Genomic DNA, 19,969 nt, shown 5'->3' on the forward strand with positions numbered 1-19,969 from the left:
AATATGAAAAATATAATAAAAAGAAGCAGTGTTGTTGCTATGACATTGATGTTGTTGGTTTCATCTTCTTGTTCTCAGGATTTTATAGATGTGCCAGCACAGGGAACACCTACTTTAACTAACTATTATGACTCAGATATAAAACTGGATAATGCCGCTAATGGATTATATGGTTTGGTGTGGTTTAATATGAACAAAGCTGGTTATTATGGTATTACCGATGTGATTTCGGGTAATATGTATGCTGGTCCTTATAATGATTTTGGAAAATTCACCGATTTGAGTTTTACCAATACTGCATCATATATCTCTGACTCATGGAGATCATGTTATGGCGCCATTGCAAATTCTAATGCTTTTATTAATGGTTTACCTACAGGTGTTGGTCCAGATGTTAGTAAAGAAGCATTAAATAATGCATTAGGAGAAGCGCATTTTATCAGAGCCTTTTCTTATTTTTTCTTAGTGAGATTATGGGGTAATGTGCCTATTATTGAAAACACTGCTGATTATTCTGCGAATTTTGTTATTCCTAGTAATCCAGTTGCAGATGTTTATAAATTTATAGAGAATGATTTAAAATTTGCAGCTGCTAATTTAAGGACTAAAGTTAGAGGTTCTAATTATAGTGCCAATGCGCATGTATCAAGCGGATCTGCTAAGGCTTTTTTAGCAAAAGTATATTTATATGAAAAAAAATATGACCTTGCTAAAGCTATGGCTTTGGATGTGATTAATAGCGGAGAGTTTAAATTATTAGGCGGGGATGAATTGCCTACAAAATCTTTTGCTGATTTATTTTTGCAAATGAACAATAATAATGAAGAGTCAATCTTTGCATGGCAATGGACTGGAACCGCAACTTATTTTGATGGTAACTTCTCAAATACATTGTTCGCTCCGGAAAATAGATTGGTTGAGACTTCTTACTCTGGTCAGATTGCACCATCTCAGGATTTAATTAAGAACGGTTTTGAGGATGGAGACAGAAGAAGAAAAGAGACGTTTATGCTTCCTGGAGATTATTATCCAAATTTAACTTATGCGGCAACACTTGCTGTAGATTCTCCATTGATTTTGGGTTACACATTTAAAATAGAAAATGAAGCTCAATTATCAGGTGCTGGATTAAAGAAATACGTAATTGGAAAAGAAAATTTACCTGTTACGGGGAAGTTTAACAAACCTTTTAATGGGGAAAGCAGCATGAACACTTATCAGATGCGTTATGCAGAGTTATTATTGATTCATGCAGAAGCTGTTATAGGTTCGCAAACAGGTAGTACTACTGATGCATTGGCTCTTAAATCGTATAATGCAGTTCGTAAAAGAGCTGGTTTGTCAACAAAGTCATCAATTACTTTTGATGATGTATTTAGAGAAAGACGTGCTGAATTAGCTTGTGAAGGAGATTACTATTTTGATCTAGGACGTTTGCCTTTTGCTAAAGCTAAAGCAATATTAGAAGCACAAGACAGAGGGGATAAAAACACTCCAAAACATATAACGATCACTGCTACAAGTCTTTTATTGCCTTACCCGGCAGATGATTTGATTAAAAATCCAAAATTGACAGAAGTAGCTCCATATACTTTTAAATAATTTTAAAATGAAAAATATGAAAAATATAAAAATTGTTACGTTAACAGCATGTATTGCATTGATGTTATCTTTAATGCTTTTTAGTTCATGCTCAGATGATACTAATACTACAGATAGTGCTGGACCTCCAGTTGTAGAATCAGTAATGCCATCAGGTTATGCTAAAGATGGCACTGTTTTGCCATTAACTCCAGTTACTAAGGGCGATCCTAAAAGTTATTACATTATTCATGGAAAAGGATTGCTTACAACACAGAAAGTCTACTTCAATGATTTTGACACTTATTTCCGTCCAACTTTGGTAACTGATACCGATATAGTTATATTAATTGATGAAAATACGCCTTATGCTAATGCTTCTAATAAATTAAAAGTAGTTACCGATTTTGGCACAGTTCTTTATGACTTTGTTACTGCACCGCCACCTCCAACTTTTAATTGGTTCAATTCAATAAATGCAGCAGAAGGGGATGTAGTAACAGTCGATGGAAAGTATTTTTTAAATCCTGTTGTAACAGTTGGAACACAGCAAGCTACTGTTGTTTCTTCTACATTGACAGAGATTAAATTTAAGATGCCAGCTAATTCTGCTGATAAATTAGTGACTGTTTCTAACATTACAGGTACTGCAACTTCTGCTCTGGCAGTTGGTGCTGCGCTTTATGACGATGCAATACAAGGTGACGCAGGACATTGGACTTGGAGTGGTAATGAGTTTAATACAAATTATACTGTAGATAAAGCGCAAGGCAATGCATCTTTAAAAATCGTTTTTGGAGGTTGGGATGGTGCTGATTTGAAGTTTAATTCTAGAGATGTTTCAAAATATAAAGCATTTAGAGTTAAAATTAAAAGTGTCTCTGCAAATCCAGATGCTAAATTGACTTTTGTTTTTGGAGGATGGGCTTATACAGTACAAAAATCAATAAATACATCATGGACTACTATTGAAATTCCATTTTCAGCTATTGGAAACCCTACAACTTTTGATCAATTGACATTTCAAGAATCCGGTAATTTTGGAGGTAATACCATATTAATGGATGAGATGGGATTTGTATTAAAATAAAATTATTATTTTGAGTTAGTTTAAAATATTCCCTAGTTGAAAAATTAGGGAATATTTTTTTTACGGCAGTTTTTGTTAGTTTAAATTTCAAATGCTCAAAATTCTCTATTGTGCCTTTTTTTAAGTGGATTTTGAAAAAAAGTATTAATATACTTGACTTCTATTCATTATTTTTGAGAGTTAAATTTTTGACAAACCTTTTTATAAATGTTAATGAAAAATTTTAAAACATCACTTTTTTTAGTACTGATTTCTTTTAGCTTTTCTGTTTTTTCACAATCAGCTTCAAATAATTCTCCTAGAGAACATATTTCGTTAGACAAAGATTGGAAATTTGCTTTTGGTCATCCATCAGATACCAAGAAAGATTTTAATACTGGAACAGCTTATTTCTCTTATTTAGCGAAAGCAGGTTTTGGTGATGGCGCTGCTAATGCTTCTTTTGATGATCGCTCTTGGCGAAAGTTAGATCTTCCTCATGATTGGGCGGTAGAACAAGGGTTTAGTAACGAGGCTAGTTTTAGTCATGGATTCAAAGCCATCGGCCGAAATTTTCCAGACAAAAGCATCGGCTGGTACCGAAAAAAAATAACGATACCTGCAAGTGATTTGGGAAGACGAATTCATATCGCATTCGATGGCGTTTTCCGCAATTCCATTGTTTGGGTAAACGGACATTATTTAGGAAATCAAGACAGCGGTTATTTGGGTTTTGAATATGATATCACCGATTATATCAATTATGGTGGCGAAAATACAATTGCTGTTCGAGCAGATGCAACCATGGAAGAAGGCTGGTTTTATGAAGGAGCAGGAATTTATCGTCATGTTTGGCTTAATAAAACCAATGAGCTTTGTATTCCGGATAACGGCACTTTTGTAAAAACAAAAACAAAAGATAGTACCAATGAAATTAGTGCACTAGTTACACTTACAAACGAAGGGAAGTCTCAGAAAATGTTCAAAATAAACCAAACTATTTTGGATGCTACAGGAAAAACTGTTTCCGAAAAAACAATAAATTCCTGTAGTTTAAATCCAAGAGAGACTAAAGACTTTTCAACAGATTTAACAGTGCAGAATGCGACACTTTGGTCGCTTGAAAATCCCTATTTGTATAAAATGATTACTTCGGTTTATGAAGGAGATAAATTAGTGGATACTTTTCAAACTACTTTCGGAATCCGAACTATCCGTTTTGACGCGAATGAAGGCTTTTTTCTTAACGAAAAACATGTCAAAATAAAAGGAACAAACAATCATCAGGATCATGCAGGAGTAGGAGCAGCTATGCCGGATGCGCTGCAGGATTTCAGAATTAAAACCTTAAAATCCTTTGGAAGCAATGCCTATCGTTGTTCTCATAATCCGCCAACACCCGAGTTATTGGATGCTTGTGACCGCTTAGGGATGCTTGTAATTGACGAGAATAGGTTGATGGGAAGCACGCAAATGCAGCTTGAAGATGTCAAAAAAATGATCGAACGCGATAGAAACCACCCTTCAATTATAAGTTGGAGCATCGGAAACGAAGAATGGGGAATTGAAAATGATATTGTAGGCGCTAGAATTGCGAGTTCCATGCAGTCTTATGTAAAAACTATAGATTCTTCCAGACCAGCAACAGCTGCTTTTAGTGGTGGGATTGGCAGTAACGGAATCACAACAGTTATGGATCTGTTGGGAATCAATTATATCGTGAATAAAAACACTGATGAACAGCATAAATTATTTCCCGAGCAGTCCATTTGGGGAACAGAGGAAGGAAGTACCAATGCCACTCGGGGCGAATATTACCGTGACAATCAAAAACACATCATGCCGGCCTATGATAAAGCGCCGAGCTCTAGTTTTATTAGTATAGAAAAAGGCTGGAAACACTATAATTCCCGCCCGTATTTGTCAGGAATGTTCATTTGGACAGGATTTGATTATCGCGGGGAGCCAACTCCTTTCGAATATCCTTCCACAGGTTCTTATTTCGGAATGGTAGATCAATGCGGATTTTATAAAGACACCGCCTGGTACTTGAAAGCGTGGTGGCAAAACGAACCTGTTCTGCATCTTTTGCCTCATTGGAACTGGGCTGGAAAGGAAAATCAAAATATCGAAGTTTGGGCGTACAGCAATTGTGACGAAGTAGAGCTTTTTTTAAACAAGAAAAGTTTAGGCAAAAAAACAATGGAAAAAGACGGGCATCTCGAATGGAATGTCAATTATACTCCTGGAACGCTTGAGGCAATCGGGTACAAAAACGGTAAGAAAATCATAACCGATGTCGTAAAAACTACAGGTGTAGCTGCCGTTTTAAATTTGGCATCCGATAAAAATAACATAGAAGCGGCAAAAAATGATATCGCTATGATTACAGTCAGCGCCAAGGACAAATCGGGATTTTCTGTGCCAATTGCTGATAATGAAGTAACCTTTTCAATCACAGGTCCAGGGAAAATTATCGGTGTTGGAAATGGAAATCCAACTTCACTTGAACCAGATCAATATTTAGAGACAAATACTGTTTTGAATATTGAAAATCTAAAAGAAAAAATAGTAGCCGATTTCAATGTTTCAGAAGAAACTCAAGAAAATATTGCTACCCAATCTTGGCAAAAAGCTTTCACAGACGACAGAGATACCATTTTTGGCAAAAAAGTAAAAGCAGTCGTTTATAGAACCGAGTTCGAATTGCCGGCGAATTATAACGAAACAGCAATCAGCTTGTTCTACAATAGTCTTGGGAAAAAGCAGTCTATTTTTATCAACGGTAATAAAATCAGCAATGAAATTCCCGAAAACAAAAAAGGTGATTCATTTGTGCTGGACAAAAAAATACTGCATTCAGGCAAAAATACCATTGCAGTGATTGCCCAGCCTTTATTGAAAAAATACAAATGGGATGTGGTCAATCAAAACGCGGGAACGATTCAGATTATTACCAAAGCAGAAAATTACAGGCGCAAATTATTTAATGGTCTAGCTCAGGTAATCATTCAAACTACTGGCGAAACAGGCAAAATTACATTGACAGCAACCAACAACGGACTCAAAAATGCCGAAATAAAAATAAATGCAGTAAAATAATAAAAATAAGCAGGGCGTGACCCTCCGTAAAAACTTTGGGTCGGGCTGTACGTTCCCGCTTTTTTTCTTATCAATTGCCACGGGTTTAAACCCGTGGCAATTGATAAGAAAAAAGAGCTCCACTGCCATCCCTCACGCAAAAAGTGCAAAACAAGATCATTTCGTTTTTTTTAAATCTGCCAAAATTTGCAAGATCTGCGTGACAACATTTTAAAAAATTCAATAACAAAAAAACAATATAAAAATGAAAAAATTACTTCTCAGCTTATTTTTAAGCAGTATAGCATTTCAAGGTTTCTCACAGGGAAATGTTTACAAGCAAGGAACAGGAAAATTTGAAGGCTTAGCCATGACACCGCCAATGGGCTGGAATTCTTGGAACACTTTTGAAACCAACATCGACGAAAAACTCGTAAAAGAAACCGCCGATATTATGGTTTCTACCGGAATGGCAGTCGCAGGATACAATTATATTGTACTCGATGATGGCTGGATGACAAAAGAGCGTGATGCTAATGGAAATCTAGTTCCTGATCCAATAAAATTCCCAAGCGGAATGAAAGCTTTAATCGAATATGTGCATTCCAAAGGACTAAAGTTTGGTTTGTACAATTGTGCAGGAACGCACACTTGCGCCGGTTATCCTGGCACAAGAGGTTATGAATACCAAGATGCTCGTTTTTATGCCAATTTAGGAATTGATTTCTTAAAATACGATTGGTGCAACACAGCAGGAATCAATGCTCCCGAAGCGTATGCAACGATGAGTAATGCGCTTAAAACGGCTGGAAGACCTATCGTTTTCAGTCTTTGTGAATGGGGAGATAACAAACCATGGGATTGGGGAAAACCTATTGGAAACCTTTGGAGAATTTCGGGAGATATTTATCCATGTTTTGATTGCGAGTTTCATCATGAAGAAGGAAATTGGTCGTCATGGGGATTCATGAAAATTGCTGAAATGCGCAAAGACATACGTAAATTTTCAGGCCCAGACCATTGGAATGATTTTGATATGATGGAAGTGGGTGACGGAATGACTAATACTGAGGACAAAACCCATTTTGCGATGTGGTGTATGATGGCTTCTCCTTTAATTGCCGGAAATGATTTCAGAAAAATGTCTAAAGAAACATTGGCGATTCTAACCAATAAAGAACTAATTGCCGTAAATCAGGATAAATTAGGAATTCAAGGATTCAAATTTTCTGCCGAAGACGGACTGGAAGTTTGGGTAAAACCATTATCCGACGGAAATTGGGCTGTCACCTTTTTGAATAGAACAGACATTCTTAAAAAAATCAATTACGATTGGAAAAAGAGTCCAATCAAAGATGCAGATTTTGGCTTTGAAGCTGATTTTAATAAAGCAGTATTCAAAATCAAAGACCTTTGGAAAAACAAAGAAGCAGGAACTACCAAAAAGAATTTCACTGCCGATATTGCTTCTCACGATGTAATTACACTAAGATTAATTCCTTAATTCAAAAAAATATGGACTTTAAATCTAAAATTATTCTGCTTTTGCTGGCATTAAGCTGTAGCATGGCAAACGCACAATTCGTCAAAAAGCACGGACAGCTTAGCGTAAAAGGAACTCAATTGGTCGATAAAAACCAAAACCCAATTGTTTTGAGAGGAGTAAGTCTTGGCTGGCATAGCATCTGGCCAAGATTTTATAATGAAAAAACAGTGGCTTGGCTGAAAAAAGATTTTGATTGTACTATTGTTCGTGCGGCAATGGGTATCGAAATTGGAGCACATCCTTATATGAAGGAATCCCAATTTTCCAAAGAAAAAATAGAATCTGTTATTAAAGGAGCAATCAAATCCGATATTTATGTTATAATAGATTGGCACAGCCATAATATTAATTTGAAAGAAGCCAAAGAATATTTTGATGAAATCTCCAAGAAATACGGGAAGTATCCAAATGTAATCTACGAGGTTTTTAATGAACCGGACTACGAAACTTGGCCAGAAGTAAAGGCGTATGCCGAAGAAGTAATTAAAGTCATTAGAGCAAATGATCCTGATAATATTATCTTGGTGGGATGTCCAAAATGGGATCAAGATGTTCATCTGCCCGCTCAGGATCCTATAAAAGGTTATGATAATTTAATGTACACCATGCATTTTTATGCTGCTACGCATCAAAAAGAACTTAGGGATAGAACTGATGAAGCTATTAAAAGCGGCTTACCAATTTTTATCTCTGAATCTGCAGGAATGGAAGCTTCAGGAGATGGTCCTATGAATTATACTGCATGGCAGGAATATATCGACTGGATGGAGGAAAAAAAACTGAGCTGGATAGTCTGGTCTGTTTCTGATAAGGTTGAAACTTGTTCCATGTTAAAAAAAACAGCCAATTCCGAAGGCAATTGGATGAATGAAGACCTTAATGAATCAGGTTTAAAAACAAAGGAATTACTACGAAAATACAATAGTAAGAATTAGATTTAGAAAACATAAAAACCAATTTTTCAATGAGTTGGTTTTTTTTTGTGTTCTAAAAAAGAAGTATATTGCGCCTCTTTTTTGGAGGCAATTGGACTGACTACATTGATATTAACTATATGAAATTAACATTAAAATTAACGACTTATTTTAAATTGGTACTTTTAATCATTAGTATTTGTTCGCTCTTTATATTATTGTTTCTTTCTCTTTATTTATATACAGTACAGCAGGAAAATGATGTTTTCAAAGCTAATTCTAACCATTATAAAACGGAGATTAACCGATTATTTGATTTTAATTCGAAAACGCAGATAGTTACTATTAATGATCTTACCTATTGGGATGCTTTAGTCAATTTTACAAAATCTAAAGATACACTTTGGTTTAAAAAATATATTAAAAATGAATTTCCTACTTATGAAGTAGATTATATTTCAGTTTATGGTTTAGATAAAAAGTTTATTACAAGTGTAGCAAAGCCTTATTTTAAATCCAAAGACTTTATAGCAGGACAGGCTATGAAAAATTTATATAAAACCAAGTTTTCCAGGTTTTATATGAGAGTTCCTGAGGGGGTAATCGAAGTGCTGGGCGGGACAATTCATGGTTCAAACGATCCTAGAAAAATAAAAACAAAACCAGCTGGATATATGTTCATGGCTCGGTTATTGGATAAGGCTTATTTTAAAAATTTAGAAGACATCTGCAGTTCTGATGTTCGGCTTTTAAATAATGTAATTACCGATAAGATTGGAGATAAAAAAGTAACGTCATTAATAAAACTCAAAGATTACAATAATAATGAAATCGGGCAATTATTGTTTGAGAGATCTTCTTATCTTAATTTTGAAAGAACCAAAGAGTTATTACTTATCATTGTTATTACTACGTTGGTAGGGCTAATAGCGGCAGTTTATTATTCCAGAAAATGGGTTTACAGGCCATTGCGTTTGGTAACTAATATCTTAGAAACCGACCGGGAGATTTCAATTAGTCTGTTAAAAAGAGAGCCTGGCGAATTTGGGCATATCGGAAAATTATTTGAAGATCACAGAAAGAATAGGTCTCAATTGGAAAAATCCAAAGAAAAAGCAGAAGAAAGCGATAAGCTAAAATCTACTTTTCTGGCCAATTTATCTCACGAAATCAGAACGCCAATGAACGCTATTATTGGGTTTTCGGATTTGCTTTTAAATGAAAGCTTAAGTGAAGATCTAAAAATGAAGTATTTAAAAATAATCAACAGCAGCGGCAAAAGTTTAGTTTCTATTATTGAAGATTTAATTGAAATGTCAAAAATTGATGCCAAACTTATAATGCCCAATTATAAAGGACTGGATATTGAAAAATGCATTAAGGAGCTGTATAATACGCTTAAGGTGACGGTACCTGAAGACAAAAACATTGATTTTTATATTAGTGAAAGTACCGATAAATTAGAGAATAACATTTTAACTGATGAAATAAAGCTGAAGCAGATAATTGTTAATCTGCTTACAAATGCAATAAAATTTACAGATAATGGTCATGTTGCGTTTGGTTATTCAATAGATAAAGAAGAGCAGTTAATAGAATTCAGAGTAGAAGATACTGGTATCGGAATCAGTAAAAATGACTTGAAAGTTGTTTTTGACCGTTTCCGAAGAGTCGAAGATGATTATTCAATGTCACTTAGCGGCTTGGGATTGGGCTTGTCTATTTCCAAGGCTTATGTAGAAATGCTTGGCGGAGAAATTAATGTTGAATCGGTTTATGGAGGCGGATCTGTTTTTAAATTTACTATTCCGTTAATTTACGAAGAATACATTGTTGAGAATAATGCAGTCAATGAAGAAAGCCTGAATAAAAACGCTGATGCCAAAATTATTTTGGTGGCTGAAGATGATAATATCAATTTCTTATTATTAAAAACAATATTAGAATTAAAGGGACACACCGTTTTAAGAGCAAGGAATGGTCAGGAAGTAGTAGATATCAGCAGATCAAATTCAGCAATAGATTTGATTTTTATGGATATTAAAATGCCTGTTCTGGATGGTTATGAAGCTTTTGAAATGATTAAAAAAGATAATCCAGATTTAATTGTAATTGCTCAAACCGCTCATTCTTCATCTGAAGTGAAAGAAAGAATAATGAAAGCTGGGTTTTCCGGCTATATTACAAAACCTTTGGATAAAGAAAAAATCTATGAAATAATTATCAAAGTATTTCAAAACAATGTTACTGGTTAGATTTGTTTTTTAAGCAAAAAAAATGAGGGCTTTCAATGGGGAAAGTCCTCATTTTTGATTTTAGACGGGTTTTCTTTTTTCTATCATTACTAGTTTTGCATTGGCTTATTGACGGCTATAAAAATTGTCAAAATTCTTTACGGCACTATAATTTGCTCTTTGGTTAGTATTCAAGTTGTAATTATGAGACGGTAAGATCATAGCTGTAAAGATAGTCTTCTCTTACAAAGCCCATTTTATGATATAATTTTTGGGCTACATTATTGCTTTTAGCTGTTCTTAAACGGATGGTATGAGAACCTAGCTCTTTAGCAAATGCTTCCGTTTGTGAAATTAATTTTTCACCTATCCCTTTTTTTCGTGCCGAAGGATCTACAAAAAGATCGTTTAGGATTACTATTTTGTTGAGTGCCAAAGAAGAAAAAGTGACATATATGAGCGCAAAACCAATAATTTTATCAGGATTTTCATCATCACTGGCAACAAAAACAGTGGCCTCATTATTTTCTAATCTTTCCTTTAGAAAGGCATGGTGTTTTTCATAGTTGGAAGGACCTTTGTAAAAAACAACATATTGATCAAATAGATTTGTTAATTGATCTAAGTCTTGAATGTTAGCTTTTCGTGTCATATTGAGCTGGTTATGTTAATTAGAAAACTAAATATACAAAAATAATAATCATGTATTTCAATATTATTCCGGTTTTAATCGGTTTTGTGTTATTTTGTTACTCAAAAATCAAAATTTTCGCATTATTTAAGACTAATATGCATTGTTGTTTCTGTTTTAAATTTTTGCAGACAGTAACGAATAGAATGGCATGCTGTCTTGCTAAAGCACTTTTTTTTGAAACGGTTTTATTCTTTATTTTTTATTAAATTCTTAGGCACATTTGATAATGAGTTTAAGAATTTTTTGTTCTGCTCAAATAATAAAAACGCTGTTTCGATTTCTGTGTAAAATAATCTGTGGTTAAATAATATGTTTTTAATATAGCCCTATTTTTTATAGGGGTATTATTTTTTTATTTTATTTTTATTGAATTAAAATGCTATTTTTGTGTTTAAAAACAATTTAATACTATAAATTTAAATGGGTGTATTTGTAAAAAGACTGATTATTGAATTTGTAAAATAAGTTCAAAAAAAACGTAATTTGATTATATTTTAGTGATGATTTTCGGATATTAATAATTCTTTTCAGAAACTTTAAAAAAAATTTTCATGTTAACAAAAAGTTAATAATTTCGCTATCAAGAAAGAAAAAAATAACCAACATTTGGCTGGAAAGCCATTAATCGATTACTAACTAAAAAAAATTAAAACATGAAAAAAGTATTAGCAGTTTTAGTGTTAGCCTTAACAACGAGTATTTCATTTGCACAAGATGCACCAGAATCTACACCATTAGAGATTACAGGTTCTGGAGATTTATATTATAAGTATGATTTTGCAAAAACACAAAATATTAAAACAAGCTTTGGAACAGACCAGAATTCGGTTTCTTTGGGGATGCTGGATATTGCTTTTAAGAAAAGTATAAAGAAAGTGTCTTTTGTTGGTGAAGTTTCTTTTGGACCAAGAGGACAATATCAATCAATACCAAACGGTGACGGAACTGATGTAAATTCATTCCATATTCAAAATTTATATGCGACTTATGCAGTTTCAGATAAGTTTAGTTTTACTGCGGGTTATATGGGAACTTTTATTGGTTATGAGGTGATTTCTCCATTAGGTAATTTTGCCTATTCAACTTCTTATTTATTTACCAACGGCCCATTCCAAAATGCAGGTGTTAAAGCAAATTATAAAATATCAGACAAATTTGGGGCAATGATAGGTATATTTAATGACTCTTGGAATTCATACAAAGCGGATCCAGTAAAAGGATTGAATGCTGTAGGCGGACAATTGTCTTTTGCAACAGAAGGAGTTAGTGCCTACCTAAATTTCATGGATGGTTCAGTAAGCGGTACTATTGTAGATTTGACTGCAACATTCCAACTTAGTAAAAAATTCAAATTAGGTTTAAATGCTGCTGATTTTTCAAACGAGGGAGATGTAGGTTATACAGGAGCGGCTATTTATCCATCTTATGCTCTTACTGATGCTTTTGCTTTGGGATTACGTGCAGAATATTTTAAATCGAAAGCAGGTTCTTTGGATACAGATGTAACTGCTTTTACTTTGTCAGGAAATTATAAAGTAAGTGGTTTGACTATTATTCCAGAGTTTAGATTTGATAATAATTCAGATGATGTTATGTTCGTTGATTCGAATTTAGCTCCAACTAGTTCTGCTACTCAAGTGCTTTTAGCTGTAGTTTACGGATTCTAGTCAAGGAGGTTTCTTGATTTAGATTATAAAAAATAATAAAAAGATATTTTTTTTTTGGCTGTCAAAATCCTCTGTGGTTTTGGCAGCTTTTTTATTTCAGGGCATAAAAAAATGCAATTAGCTCAATAAATTTAATAAACAGGTTCGGATACGGTCTTTATCAGAATCAGTTAAATTAGATCCTGAAGGCAGACTCAGTCCGTTCTCAAACAATGTTTCGGCAATTTTTTCGCCATAAAAAGGGTAATTTTTATACAATGGCTGAAGATGCATGGGTTTCCATAAAGACCTGCATTCTATATTTGAATCTAATAAAGTCAATCGGATGGTTTCTTTGTTGATTCCATTTTTGGTTTCTGCAGGATTTACTAGTATTGATGTGAGCCAATAATTAGAAAAATAGTCTGGATCTGTTGTTGTAAAAACGGTAATTCCAGGTATGTTTTCAAAAAGTGATGCATAAAAATTATGCATAGCTCTTCGCAGGAAAATATGCTCATCAAGGACTTTCATTTGACCGCGGCCAATACCTGCACAAATATTGCTCATCTGATAATTAAAACCCAGTTCGCTGTGCTGGTAATGCGGTGCTTTGTCTTTGGACTGCGAGGCAAGAAACTGTATTTTTTTCTTTTGTTTATGGTTTGAAGTTACAATAGCTCCGCCTCCAGAGGTAGTTATAATTTTATTTCCATTAAATGAAAAAACGCTGATGTCCCCAAAAGTACCGCATTTTTGTCCTCTGTAACTGCTTCCTAAAGCTTCGGCACTGTCTTCAAGTATAGGAATGTTGTATTTGTCGGCAACGGCTCTAATCTCGTCTATTTTATAGGGAACTCCGTATAAATGAACCGTGATTATTGCTTTTGGAATCTGGCCTTTGTAAATTGTATCCACAATAGCATTTTCTAAAGCTATAGGACAAAGATTCCAGGTTTCTTCTTCGCTGTCAATAAAAATGGGAATTGCTCCTTGATATAAAATAGGGTTGGCTGATGCTGCGAATGTAAAGGATTGACAAATTACTGTGTCGCCAGGTTTTACATCTAAGAGTATTAAGCCTAAATGAATGGCTGCAGTTGCCGAACTCAGAACTGTTACAAAAACGCCATTGGACAGGTATTTTTCTAAATCATGTTCGAATCCGGTTATGTTTGCCCCAAATGGAGCAATCCAGTTGGAATCAAAAGCATCGTGTATGTAGCTAAGTTCGGAACCTCCCATGTGTGGAGAGGATAACCATATTTTTGGTTTGATCATTGTTTAAGACATTAAAATCGCATAATCCAAAAAAATGATTTTGCTTATGCTTTTCTTTACTCAATATTAAATATGCTTTTGTTTTTTTTAACCTAATAAATATAAACATAAAAACGCTTTTTGGTTAATCCAAAAAGCGTTTTTTATAAGGTATTGCATTTCTATTTTTTGTAAACAGAATAGATAGTGCTAATTGTTTTTTCGTCCAAAATATCATTAACTTCTGTCTGTATGAAATGAAGTTTAAAAGCTATGACAGCAGCTGAAAGATTTTTAGTATCGTAACCTATTACTTGTAAACCTTGTTCTACATTGAATTCAGGCGGAGGACAAGGAAGCTCATCTTCTGGCCAAACACCAAAACCATTTACTGCTAAAAGTTTCCAAGGAAATAAAGCGCTTGGGTCTTTCTTTCTTGTAGGTGCAATATCGGCATGCCCGATTATGTTTTGTGCCGGAATGTTATAATCTTTTTTTAATTTAGTCAAAAGAGCCAATAGGGTATTGATTTGTAAATCTGAAAAAGGCTCAGAACCATTATTGTCCAATTCAATTCCAATAGAACTGGAGTTAATGTCAGTATTTTTACCCCATGATCCGTTCCCAGCATGCCAAGCTCTTAGGTAATCATTGAGCATATGAATTACTTTTCCGTCTCTCGCAATCACATAATGAGCACTTACTTTGGTGTCTTTTAAAGTAAAAGTTTTTAAAGTTTGCTGTACAGAATCCTGTGCTGTATGATGAATAATAATAAAGTTTGGCTTTCTTAAATTAAAATTAACCGTACCTATCCATTCAGAGGCAATGCCGTTTTGTAAAATCTTAGTCTCAGTTTTAGAAAGTGTGTCTTTATAATTGAGCAATTGGTTATTGTATCTATAAGCAATACTGTCAATCACAACAAAAGGTTCGCTTTTTAGAGGTATGGCTTCTTTTGCGGCAATGGTTTCTTTTAAGGATTTTATTTGTTCATTATAGACTTTTTCGCTTGATTTGTGAGGATTTATTGTGCCACATGAAGCAATTAAAAGAACTAGAATGAGACAGCAAATGGTTTTTGTCATGATTTTAGAATATTTTCAAAAGTATTTGGTCTTGAGTTTTTTAGCGTTTTCGAGCTTCCATTTTGCTGTTTCTCTCCTCAATCAGATTCTTGAATTTCTCTTTTTGATCCTTGTTTAAAATTTCTTTAACTTCCATTTCAGTCATTTCGCTTAGAACTTTAAACTCTTCTTTTTTCTCATCATCGTTGATTTCTTTTTTCATTAAAATCTCCTCTTTTTTTAACGATTTGATGTAAATATTTTTCACAACAACCTCTTGAAGCGCATCCAGATTAAGTTCTTTTTTATAATAAGCAACTATTTTTCCGGCAGTTTCCTCTACAGGTACAGGTTTTGGCGCACTTGGCTGACTGGCCTGCATTTGGTTCATTTGGTTGGATCTTCCGTAGCCGTTTCCATAACCATTCCCTCCATAACCGCCACCGTATCCGCCGCCGTAACCATTATTGTATTGAGCCGAAATAGTGTTGGCTGATAAAACTAAAAATGCGATTAACAATGCTGTTTTAAATGTTTTCATAAAATACAATGTTGAAAATTAAAAATTTTAAACTGGTTCTCCGTATAAATCAAATTCTGTTGCTTCAATAATTTTGATCATTGCAAAATCACCAGTTTTTACATAGTGTTTTGCAGCGTCAATTAATACTTCATTATCAACATCAGGGCTGTCAAACTCGGTTCTGCCCACAAAATGACCGCCTTCTTTTCTGTCGATAATACATCTGAAAGTTTTTCCAACTTTTTCTTGGTTCAAATCCCATGAAATTTGAGATTGCAGTTCCATAATTTCGTTAGCGCGATCTTGTTTTACATCTGCAGGAACATCGTCTTCCAGTAAAAAAGCATGTGTATTTTCTTCATGCGAATAGGCAAAACAGCCCATTCTGTCGAACTTCATTTCTTGCACAAAATCTTTCAGAATATTGAAATCTTCTTGTGTTTCTCCAGGATAACCCACAATCAAAGTCGTGCGGATAGCCATTCCGGGAACTGCTGCCCTAAAGTCTTTTAATAGTTGTGTAGTTTTTTCTTGAGTAGTACCGCGGCGCATCGATTTCAAAACAGAATCTGCAATGTGCTGCAGCGGAATATCAATATAATTACAAATCTTAGGTTCGCGTTTCATGATTTCAAGCACATCCATCGGGAATCCGGTAGGGAAGGCGTAGTGCAAACGAATCCACTCAATACCTTCTACTTTTACCAACGCTTCAAGCAATTCTCCAAGTGCACGTTTTTTATATAAGTCAAGACCATAATAGGTTAAGTCTTGAGCAATCAAAATCAATTCTTTTACACCGTCACGAGCTAATCCTTCAGCTTCTTTGACTAATTTTTCAATAGTTTGGGAAACGTTTTTTCCTCTCATTAACGGGATTGCGCAAAAACTGCATGGTCTGTCACAGCCTTCCGAAATTTTCAAATAAGCATAATTTTTAGGAGTTGTTGTCAAACGTTCTCCCAGTAATTCATGCTTATAATCGGCACCCAAAGCTTTTAATAAAGCAGGTAATTCAGTTGTTCCAAAATATTGGTCCACATTCGGAATCTCTTTTTCTAAATCGGGTCTGTATCTTTCAGATAAACATCCAGTTACAAAAACTTTGTCTACAAGTCCTTTTTCTTTTTTATCAGCATATTCCAATATCATGTTTACCGATTCTGCCTTGGCATTGTCAATAAAACCACAGGTATTTATCACGATAATATTTCCTTCATCTTCGGCTTTGGCTTCATGAGTCACATCTTTGCCACTGGCCTTAAGCTGTCCCATCAGCACTTCACTGTCATATACATTTTTAGAACACCCTAGCGTGATCACATTTATTTTGTTCTTTTTTAAAGACTTCGTTCTCATAATATTATATTCCTGATAATTTAGGAATCTGCAAAATTACAATTTTTTGCTGAAACCCTGTCTGTTTCCTTTTAAAATGGACATTTTGTTTGTATAAAAATGATTTGGAGCAGCATATTTTGTTTTTTCAAGACCATTTCTCCCGCTATCCGTTGCAATCTTTTTTGTCTCGTCTGAAAAAAACGTGACAAAAAAGGATTTCCTCTGCTATCGGGGCTGATTGAAGATATTTAATTTTCATAAAAAATAATCCAAAAATATGCAGTATTAAATTTTCTTTAGTATAAAAAACAAAACCACTTTTGAATAATCTCAAAAGTGGTTCTTGTAATTCATTATCAGTATTTTTACATTTCGAATGTAAAAGTCATTGTAAAATTGTTTTTATAAGTGTTGATTCTGGCTCTTTCCGTAAATCCTTGTGAGAAAAACTGTTCTTGCGATGTAGAATGAGTATGAACATAAGAAAAATCAAGTTTAATAACTCCGAAACTATAACCCAAACCACCCGAAAAACTATTTAAATCTCCGATGGTTACTGAGTCATTATAAGGACTTCCTTCAAACCGGTAACCGCCTCGTAGCTTTAAATTTTGTATTCTGTATTCGGCACCAGCTCTTATTTCGTTAGAACTTCCTAAAGCATTATGCATAGCATTATTTAAACCTCTAAAATAAGGATCGTTTTCGGGGCCAAATTGAGTTTGACTGTAATCTTTGTATTTATAATCCACACTGATTAATCCCGTTTTTCCAAAAACATAAGAAAAACTTCCAGTCAGACTGCCTGGGGTCTGCAGATCATAAGGTGCATAATAATTTGTAGTAAGAGGATCTACTACCTTAGGCATTGAGTTTGCATTGTTGGTTATAACAGTGGATAATCTTTGTGAAAATTCATCTTTCAAATTGTACCATGTTGGCGATTCATAAGCAAAACCCAGACGTATTTCATTAGTTAATTTTGCAATTGCTCCTGCTTGGAACGAAAATCCTGAGCCGTAAGTATGAAGATTGTTTGAAAAATTTAAACTGCTGACCTCATAATTTGAATCCAAGGAATTATTATTGGATTCATAAAAGGTTGAGTTTTGTACATAATCCGTAAAATGAGAATTTAAGTTTAATCCAATATACAAGAAGTCTTTAATCTGAATAGCACTGTTGAAAATCAGTTTTCCGTTATGACCGCTGGAGTAAGTACTGTTTTCATGATAATAATTTCCTCCAGATCGAACATTTGAAGTATATAAAGTATTAGTGTCAGTGTCGGAAACAGGATTTATAACAAATCCCCAATATCCCAGATAGGCTTGTTGTGGACCATTATCTAGGTCGGCATAATTATTATTTGTTATAAGTCCTAACGAAACATCGTTGGTATTGGCATAGCTTAAAAAATATTCGTCTATTGAATGAATTGGATTTACTCCTGCAGAGAATAATGAGTTGTCGTAATTATTAGTGTTCTCATAATTAATAGAGAAAGAAATTTTTCTCAAATCATTATCAGGATCTCTAGTCTTAAAAACAAAAACACCTCCCGCTTGATTAATATCGAAATTATTCTGACCTGATGAAGTAGAACCGCCAAAATATTTGGAGTCATTATCAACATCATAACTTCCCATTGTCGCGGCAAATTGATTATTGTTAAAAACGGCTGATCCCGCAGGGTTTATATTTATGGATGATAAATCGCCTCCTAATGCTCCAAAAGCACCGCTCATGGATGTAAATCGAGCGGTTCCTTGCAGTTCGCTTTGAGCATAACGCATAGCGTCTTTCATTTCTTGTGATTGTACTGTAGAGAATGTTAATCCTGCTGCTAAAAATAACAAAAGGTTCTTTTTCATGGGGTTGAACTTAAGGTTAGTTATAATTTTCTTGATTAGTGTTTTTTATCTTCTTCCGCCACCCATTCTTCCGCCACTGCTACTGCCACTGCCACCACCACTGGACATTCTGCCAGATCCGCTGGACATATTGCTACTGCTGCTTCTGTAGGAACTGTTGCTGCTTGGAGTGTAGCTTGATCTTTGAGTGTTTTGACTTGGAGTATATGTTCTAGTTTGGGTGTAATTGCTATTTCTGGACTGAGATTGATTTTGTGTGTAATTTCTAGAAGCAGAATTGGTATAGCTATTTCTGTTTGTAAAATTAGTATAGTCATTTCTGTTTGTAAAAGTTGGAGTCCTTCTGTTAACTACATCATTTGTACTGTTTCTGTTGTAGGTATTATTGTATATGCTGTTTCTCCCAGTAGTACTGTTTCTGTCGGTAAAACTATTTCTAGTGTTGCTGTAGGCGGTAGACCTGTTGCTGGTATAGCTTCCTCCGTAAGACGATCCTCTTCTGCTTCTGTTATAATTATAGGAATATGGAGTAGCTGTAGCATGGCTGTAACTATAACCATAACCTGAATATCCGTAGCTAGGATAGCCCCAGCCATACCCCGAATAACCCCATCCATAATAAGGATAACCCCATCCATAGTATGGGTAGCCATAGCTATAACCATAGCTGTAATAGGGATGACCCCAGCCATAGCCGAAATACCAAGAAGTATCTGGATAGACCGTTATAGTAGTTTCTTGAGGAGAACTGCCCCAAGAAGCATATCCGGTAGATGGTGCTTGTATTGAATCGTTTTCTGTATTGTAGTCGCTGCTATAGCTATTTACATCAGTAAATATTTCACCAGATGCTCCAGTGTTTTGTAGCGAATTGAAATATTGTTTATATTGAACCGAAGCCTGATCGGGCTGATTATTTTTTACAACAACTTTCTCCCCATTTGTGCTATAAATACCGTCACTGTCATAATAGGAACTGTTTTGATAAGAACCACAAGAGGTTATTAGCAGACCTAAAATTACAATTAAGGAATTAAGTGATGTTTTCCGAGTAATTAATGCATTTGTTTTCATTTCGGCAGATTATTTTATTGTTGGACAATACAAAATTAGTTAGTTTTGCGTAATTATTTAGTTAA

At 34.5% G+C, this 19,969-nt stretch carries 14 protein-coding genes; 7 read left to right on the forward strand and 7 right to left on the reverse strand.

The annotated features are described in order from the left end of the window. Nucleotides 1-3: 3 nt before the first annotated feature. From CLU83_RS01355 to CLU83_RS01380, 6 genes are all read left to right on the forward strand, one after another. The gene (locus tag CLU83_RS01355) at nt 4-1,602 is read left to right on the forward strand and encodes a RagB/SusD family nutrient uptake outer membrane protein (RefSeq protein WP_100429956.1); all 1,599 of its coding nucleotides are present in this window, start codon (nt 4-6) and stop codon (nt 1,600-1,602) included. A gap of 16 nt (nt 1,603-1,618) precedes the next feature. Next, nucleotides 1,619-2,671: an IPT/TIG domain-containing protein gene (locus CLU83_RS01360; protein WP_100433569.1), complete on the forward strand. Its 1,053-nt coding sequence runs from the start codon at nt 1,619-1,621 to the stop codon at nt 2,669-2,671. Nucleotides 2,672-2,884: 213 nt separating this feature from the next. Further along, a complete protein-coding gene (galA, locus tag CLU83_RS01365) occupies nt 2,885-5,752 on the forward strand; it encodes a beta-galactosidase GalA (RefSeq protein ID WP_100433570.1) in 2,868 nt (955 codons plus the stop codon). Between the two features lie 244 nt (nt 5,753-5,996). Then, nucleotides 5,997-7,235, forward strand: a complete 1,239-nt coding sequence (locus CLU83_RS01370) for a glycoside hydrolase family 27 protein (protein ID WP_100429957.1) — start codon at nt 5,997-5,999, stop codon at nt 7,233-7,235. Between the two features lie 11 nt (nt 7,236-7,246). Next, nucleotides 7,247-8,212, forward strand: a complete 966-nt coding sequence (locus CLU83_RS01375; protein ID WP_100429958.1) for a glycoside hydrolase family 5 protein — start codon at nt 7,247-7,249, stop codon at nt 8,210-8,212. Nucleotides 8,213-8,331: 119 nt separating this feature from the next. Beyond that, entirely contained in the window at nt 8,332-10,446 is a 2,115-nt protein-coding gene (locus tag CLU83_RS01380; RefSeq protein ID WP_100429959.1) for an ATP-binding protein, read from the forward strand. A gap of 181 nt (nt 10,447-10,627) precedes the next feature. On the opposite strand, the gene CLU83_RS01385 is transcribed toward CLU83_RS01380, so the two are convergent. Beyond that, nucleotides 10,628-11,077 (reverse strand): GNAT family N-acetyltransferase, encoded by a 450-nt coding sequence (locus tag CLU83_RS01385; RefSeq protein ID WP_100429960.1) that lies wholly within the window; start codon nt 11,075-11,077, stop codon nt 10,628-10,630. Between the two features lie 695 nt (nt 11,078-11,772). On the opposite strand from CLU83_RS01385, the gene CLU83_RS01390 reads away from it, so the two are divergent. Next, entirely contained in the window at nt 11,773-12,786 is a 1,014-nt protein-coding gene (locus CLU83_RS01390) for an outer membrane beta-barrel protein (protein ID WP_100429961.1), read from the forward strand. 117 nt (nt 12,787-12,903) lie between these two features. Here the strand turns inward: CLU83_RS01390 and CLU83_RS01395 are convergent, their stop codons facing one another. The 6 genes from CLU83_RS01395 to CLU83_RS01420 form a co-directional block, all read right to left on the reverse strand. Beyond that, nucleotides 12,904-14,046 carry a DegT/DnrJ/EryC1/StrS aminotransferase family protein gene (locus CLU83_RS01395; RefSeq protein WP_100429962.1) on the reverse strand — a complete coding sequence of 381 codons (1,143 nt, stop codon included), beginning with the start codon at nt 14,044-14,046 and terminating at the stop codon, nt 12,904-12,906. A gap of 161 nt (nt 14,047-14,207) precedes the next feature. Then, nucleotides 14,208-15,113 (reverse strand): N-acetylmuramoyl-L-alanine amidase, encoded by a 906-nt coding sequence (locus CLU83_RS01400; RefSeq protein ID WP_100429963.1) that lies wholly within the window; start codon nt 15,111-15,113, stop codon nt 14,208-14,210. 40 nt (nt 15,114-15,153) lie between these two features. After that, nucleotides 15,154-15,633 carry a hypothetical protein gene (locus CLU83_RS01405; protein ID WP_100429964.1) on the reverse strand — a complete coding sequence of 160 codons (480 nt, stop codon included), beginning with the start codon at nt 15,631-15,633 and terminating at the stop codon, nt 15,154-15,156. 27 nt (nt 15,634-15,660) lie between these two features. Beyond that, entirely contained in the window at nt 15,661-16,974 is a 1,314-nt protein-coding gene (rimO, locus tag CLU83_RS01410) for a 30S ribosomal protein S12 methylthiotransferase RimO (protein ID WP_100429965.1), read from the reverse strand. Between the two features lie 347 nt (nt 16,975-17,321). Continuing rightward, nucleotides 17,322-18,830, reverse strand: coding sequence for an OmpP1/FadL family transporter (locus CLU83_RS01415; protein WP_100429966.1), 1,509 nt, complete (start codon nt 18,828-18,830; stop codon nt 17,322-17,324). Between the two features lie 45 nt (nt 18,831-18,875). After that, entirely contained in the window at nt 18,876-19,904 is a 1,029-nt protein-coding gene (locus tag CLU83_RS01420; protein WP_100429967.1) for a hypothetical protein, read from the reverse strand. Between the last annotated feature and the right edge of the window lie 65 nt (nt 19,905-19,969).

Origin of the sequence: Flavobacterium sp. 1 (assembly GCF_002797935.1) — a bacterium.
GTDB lineage: Bacteria > Bacteroidota > Bacteroidia > Flavobacteriales > Flavobacteriaceae > Flavobacterium.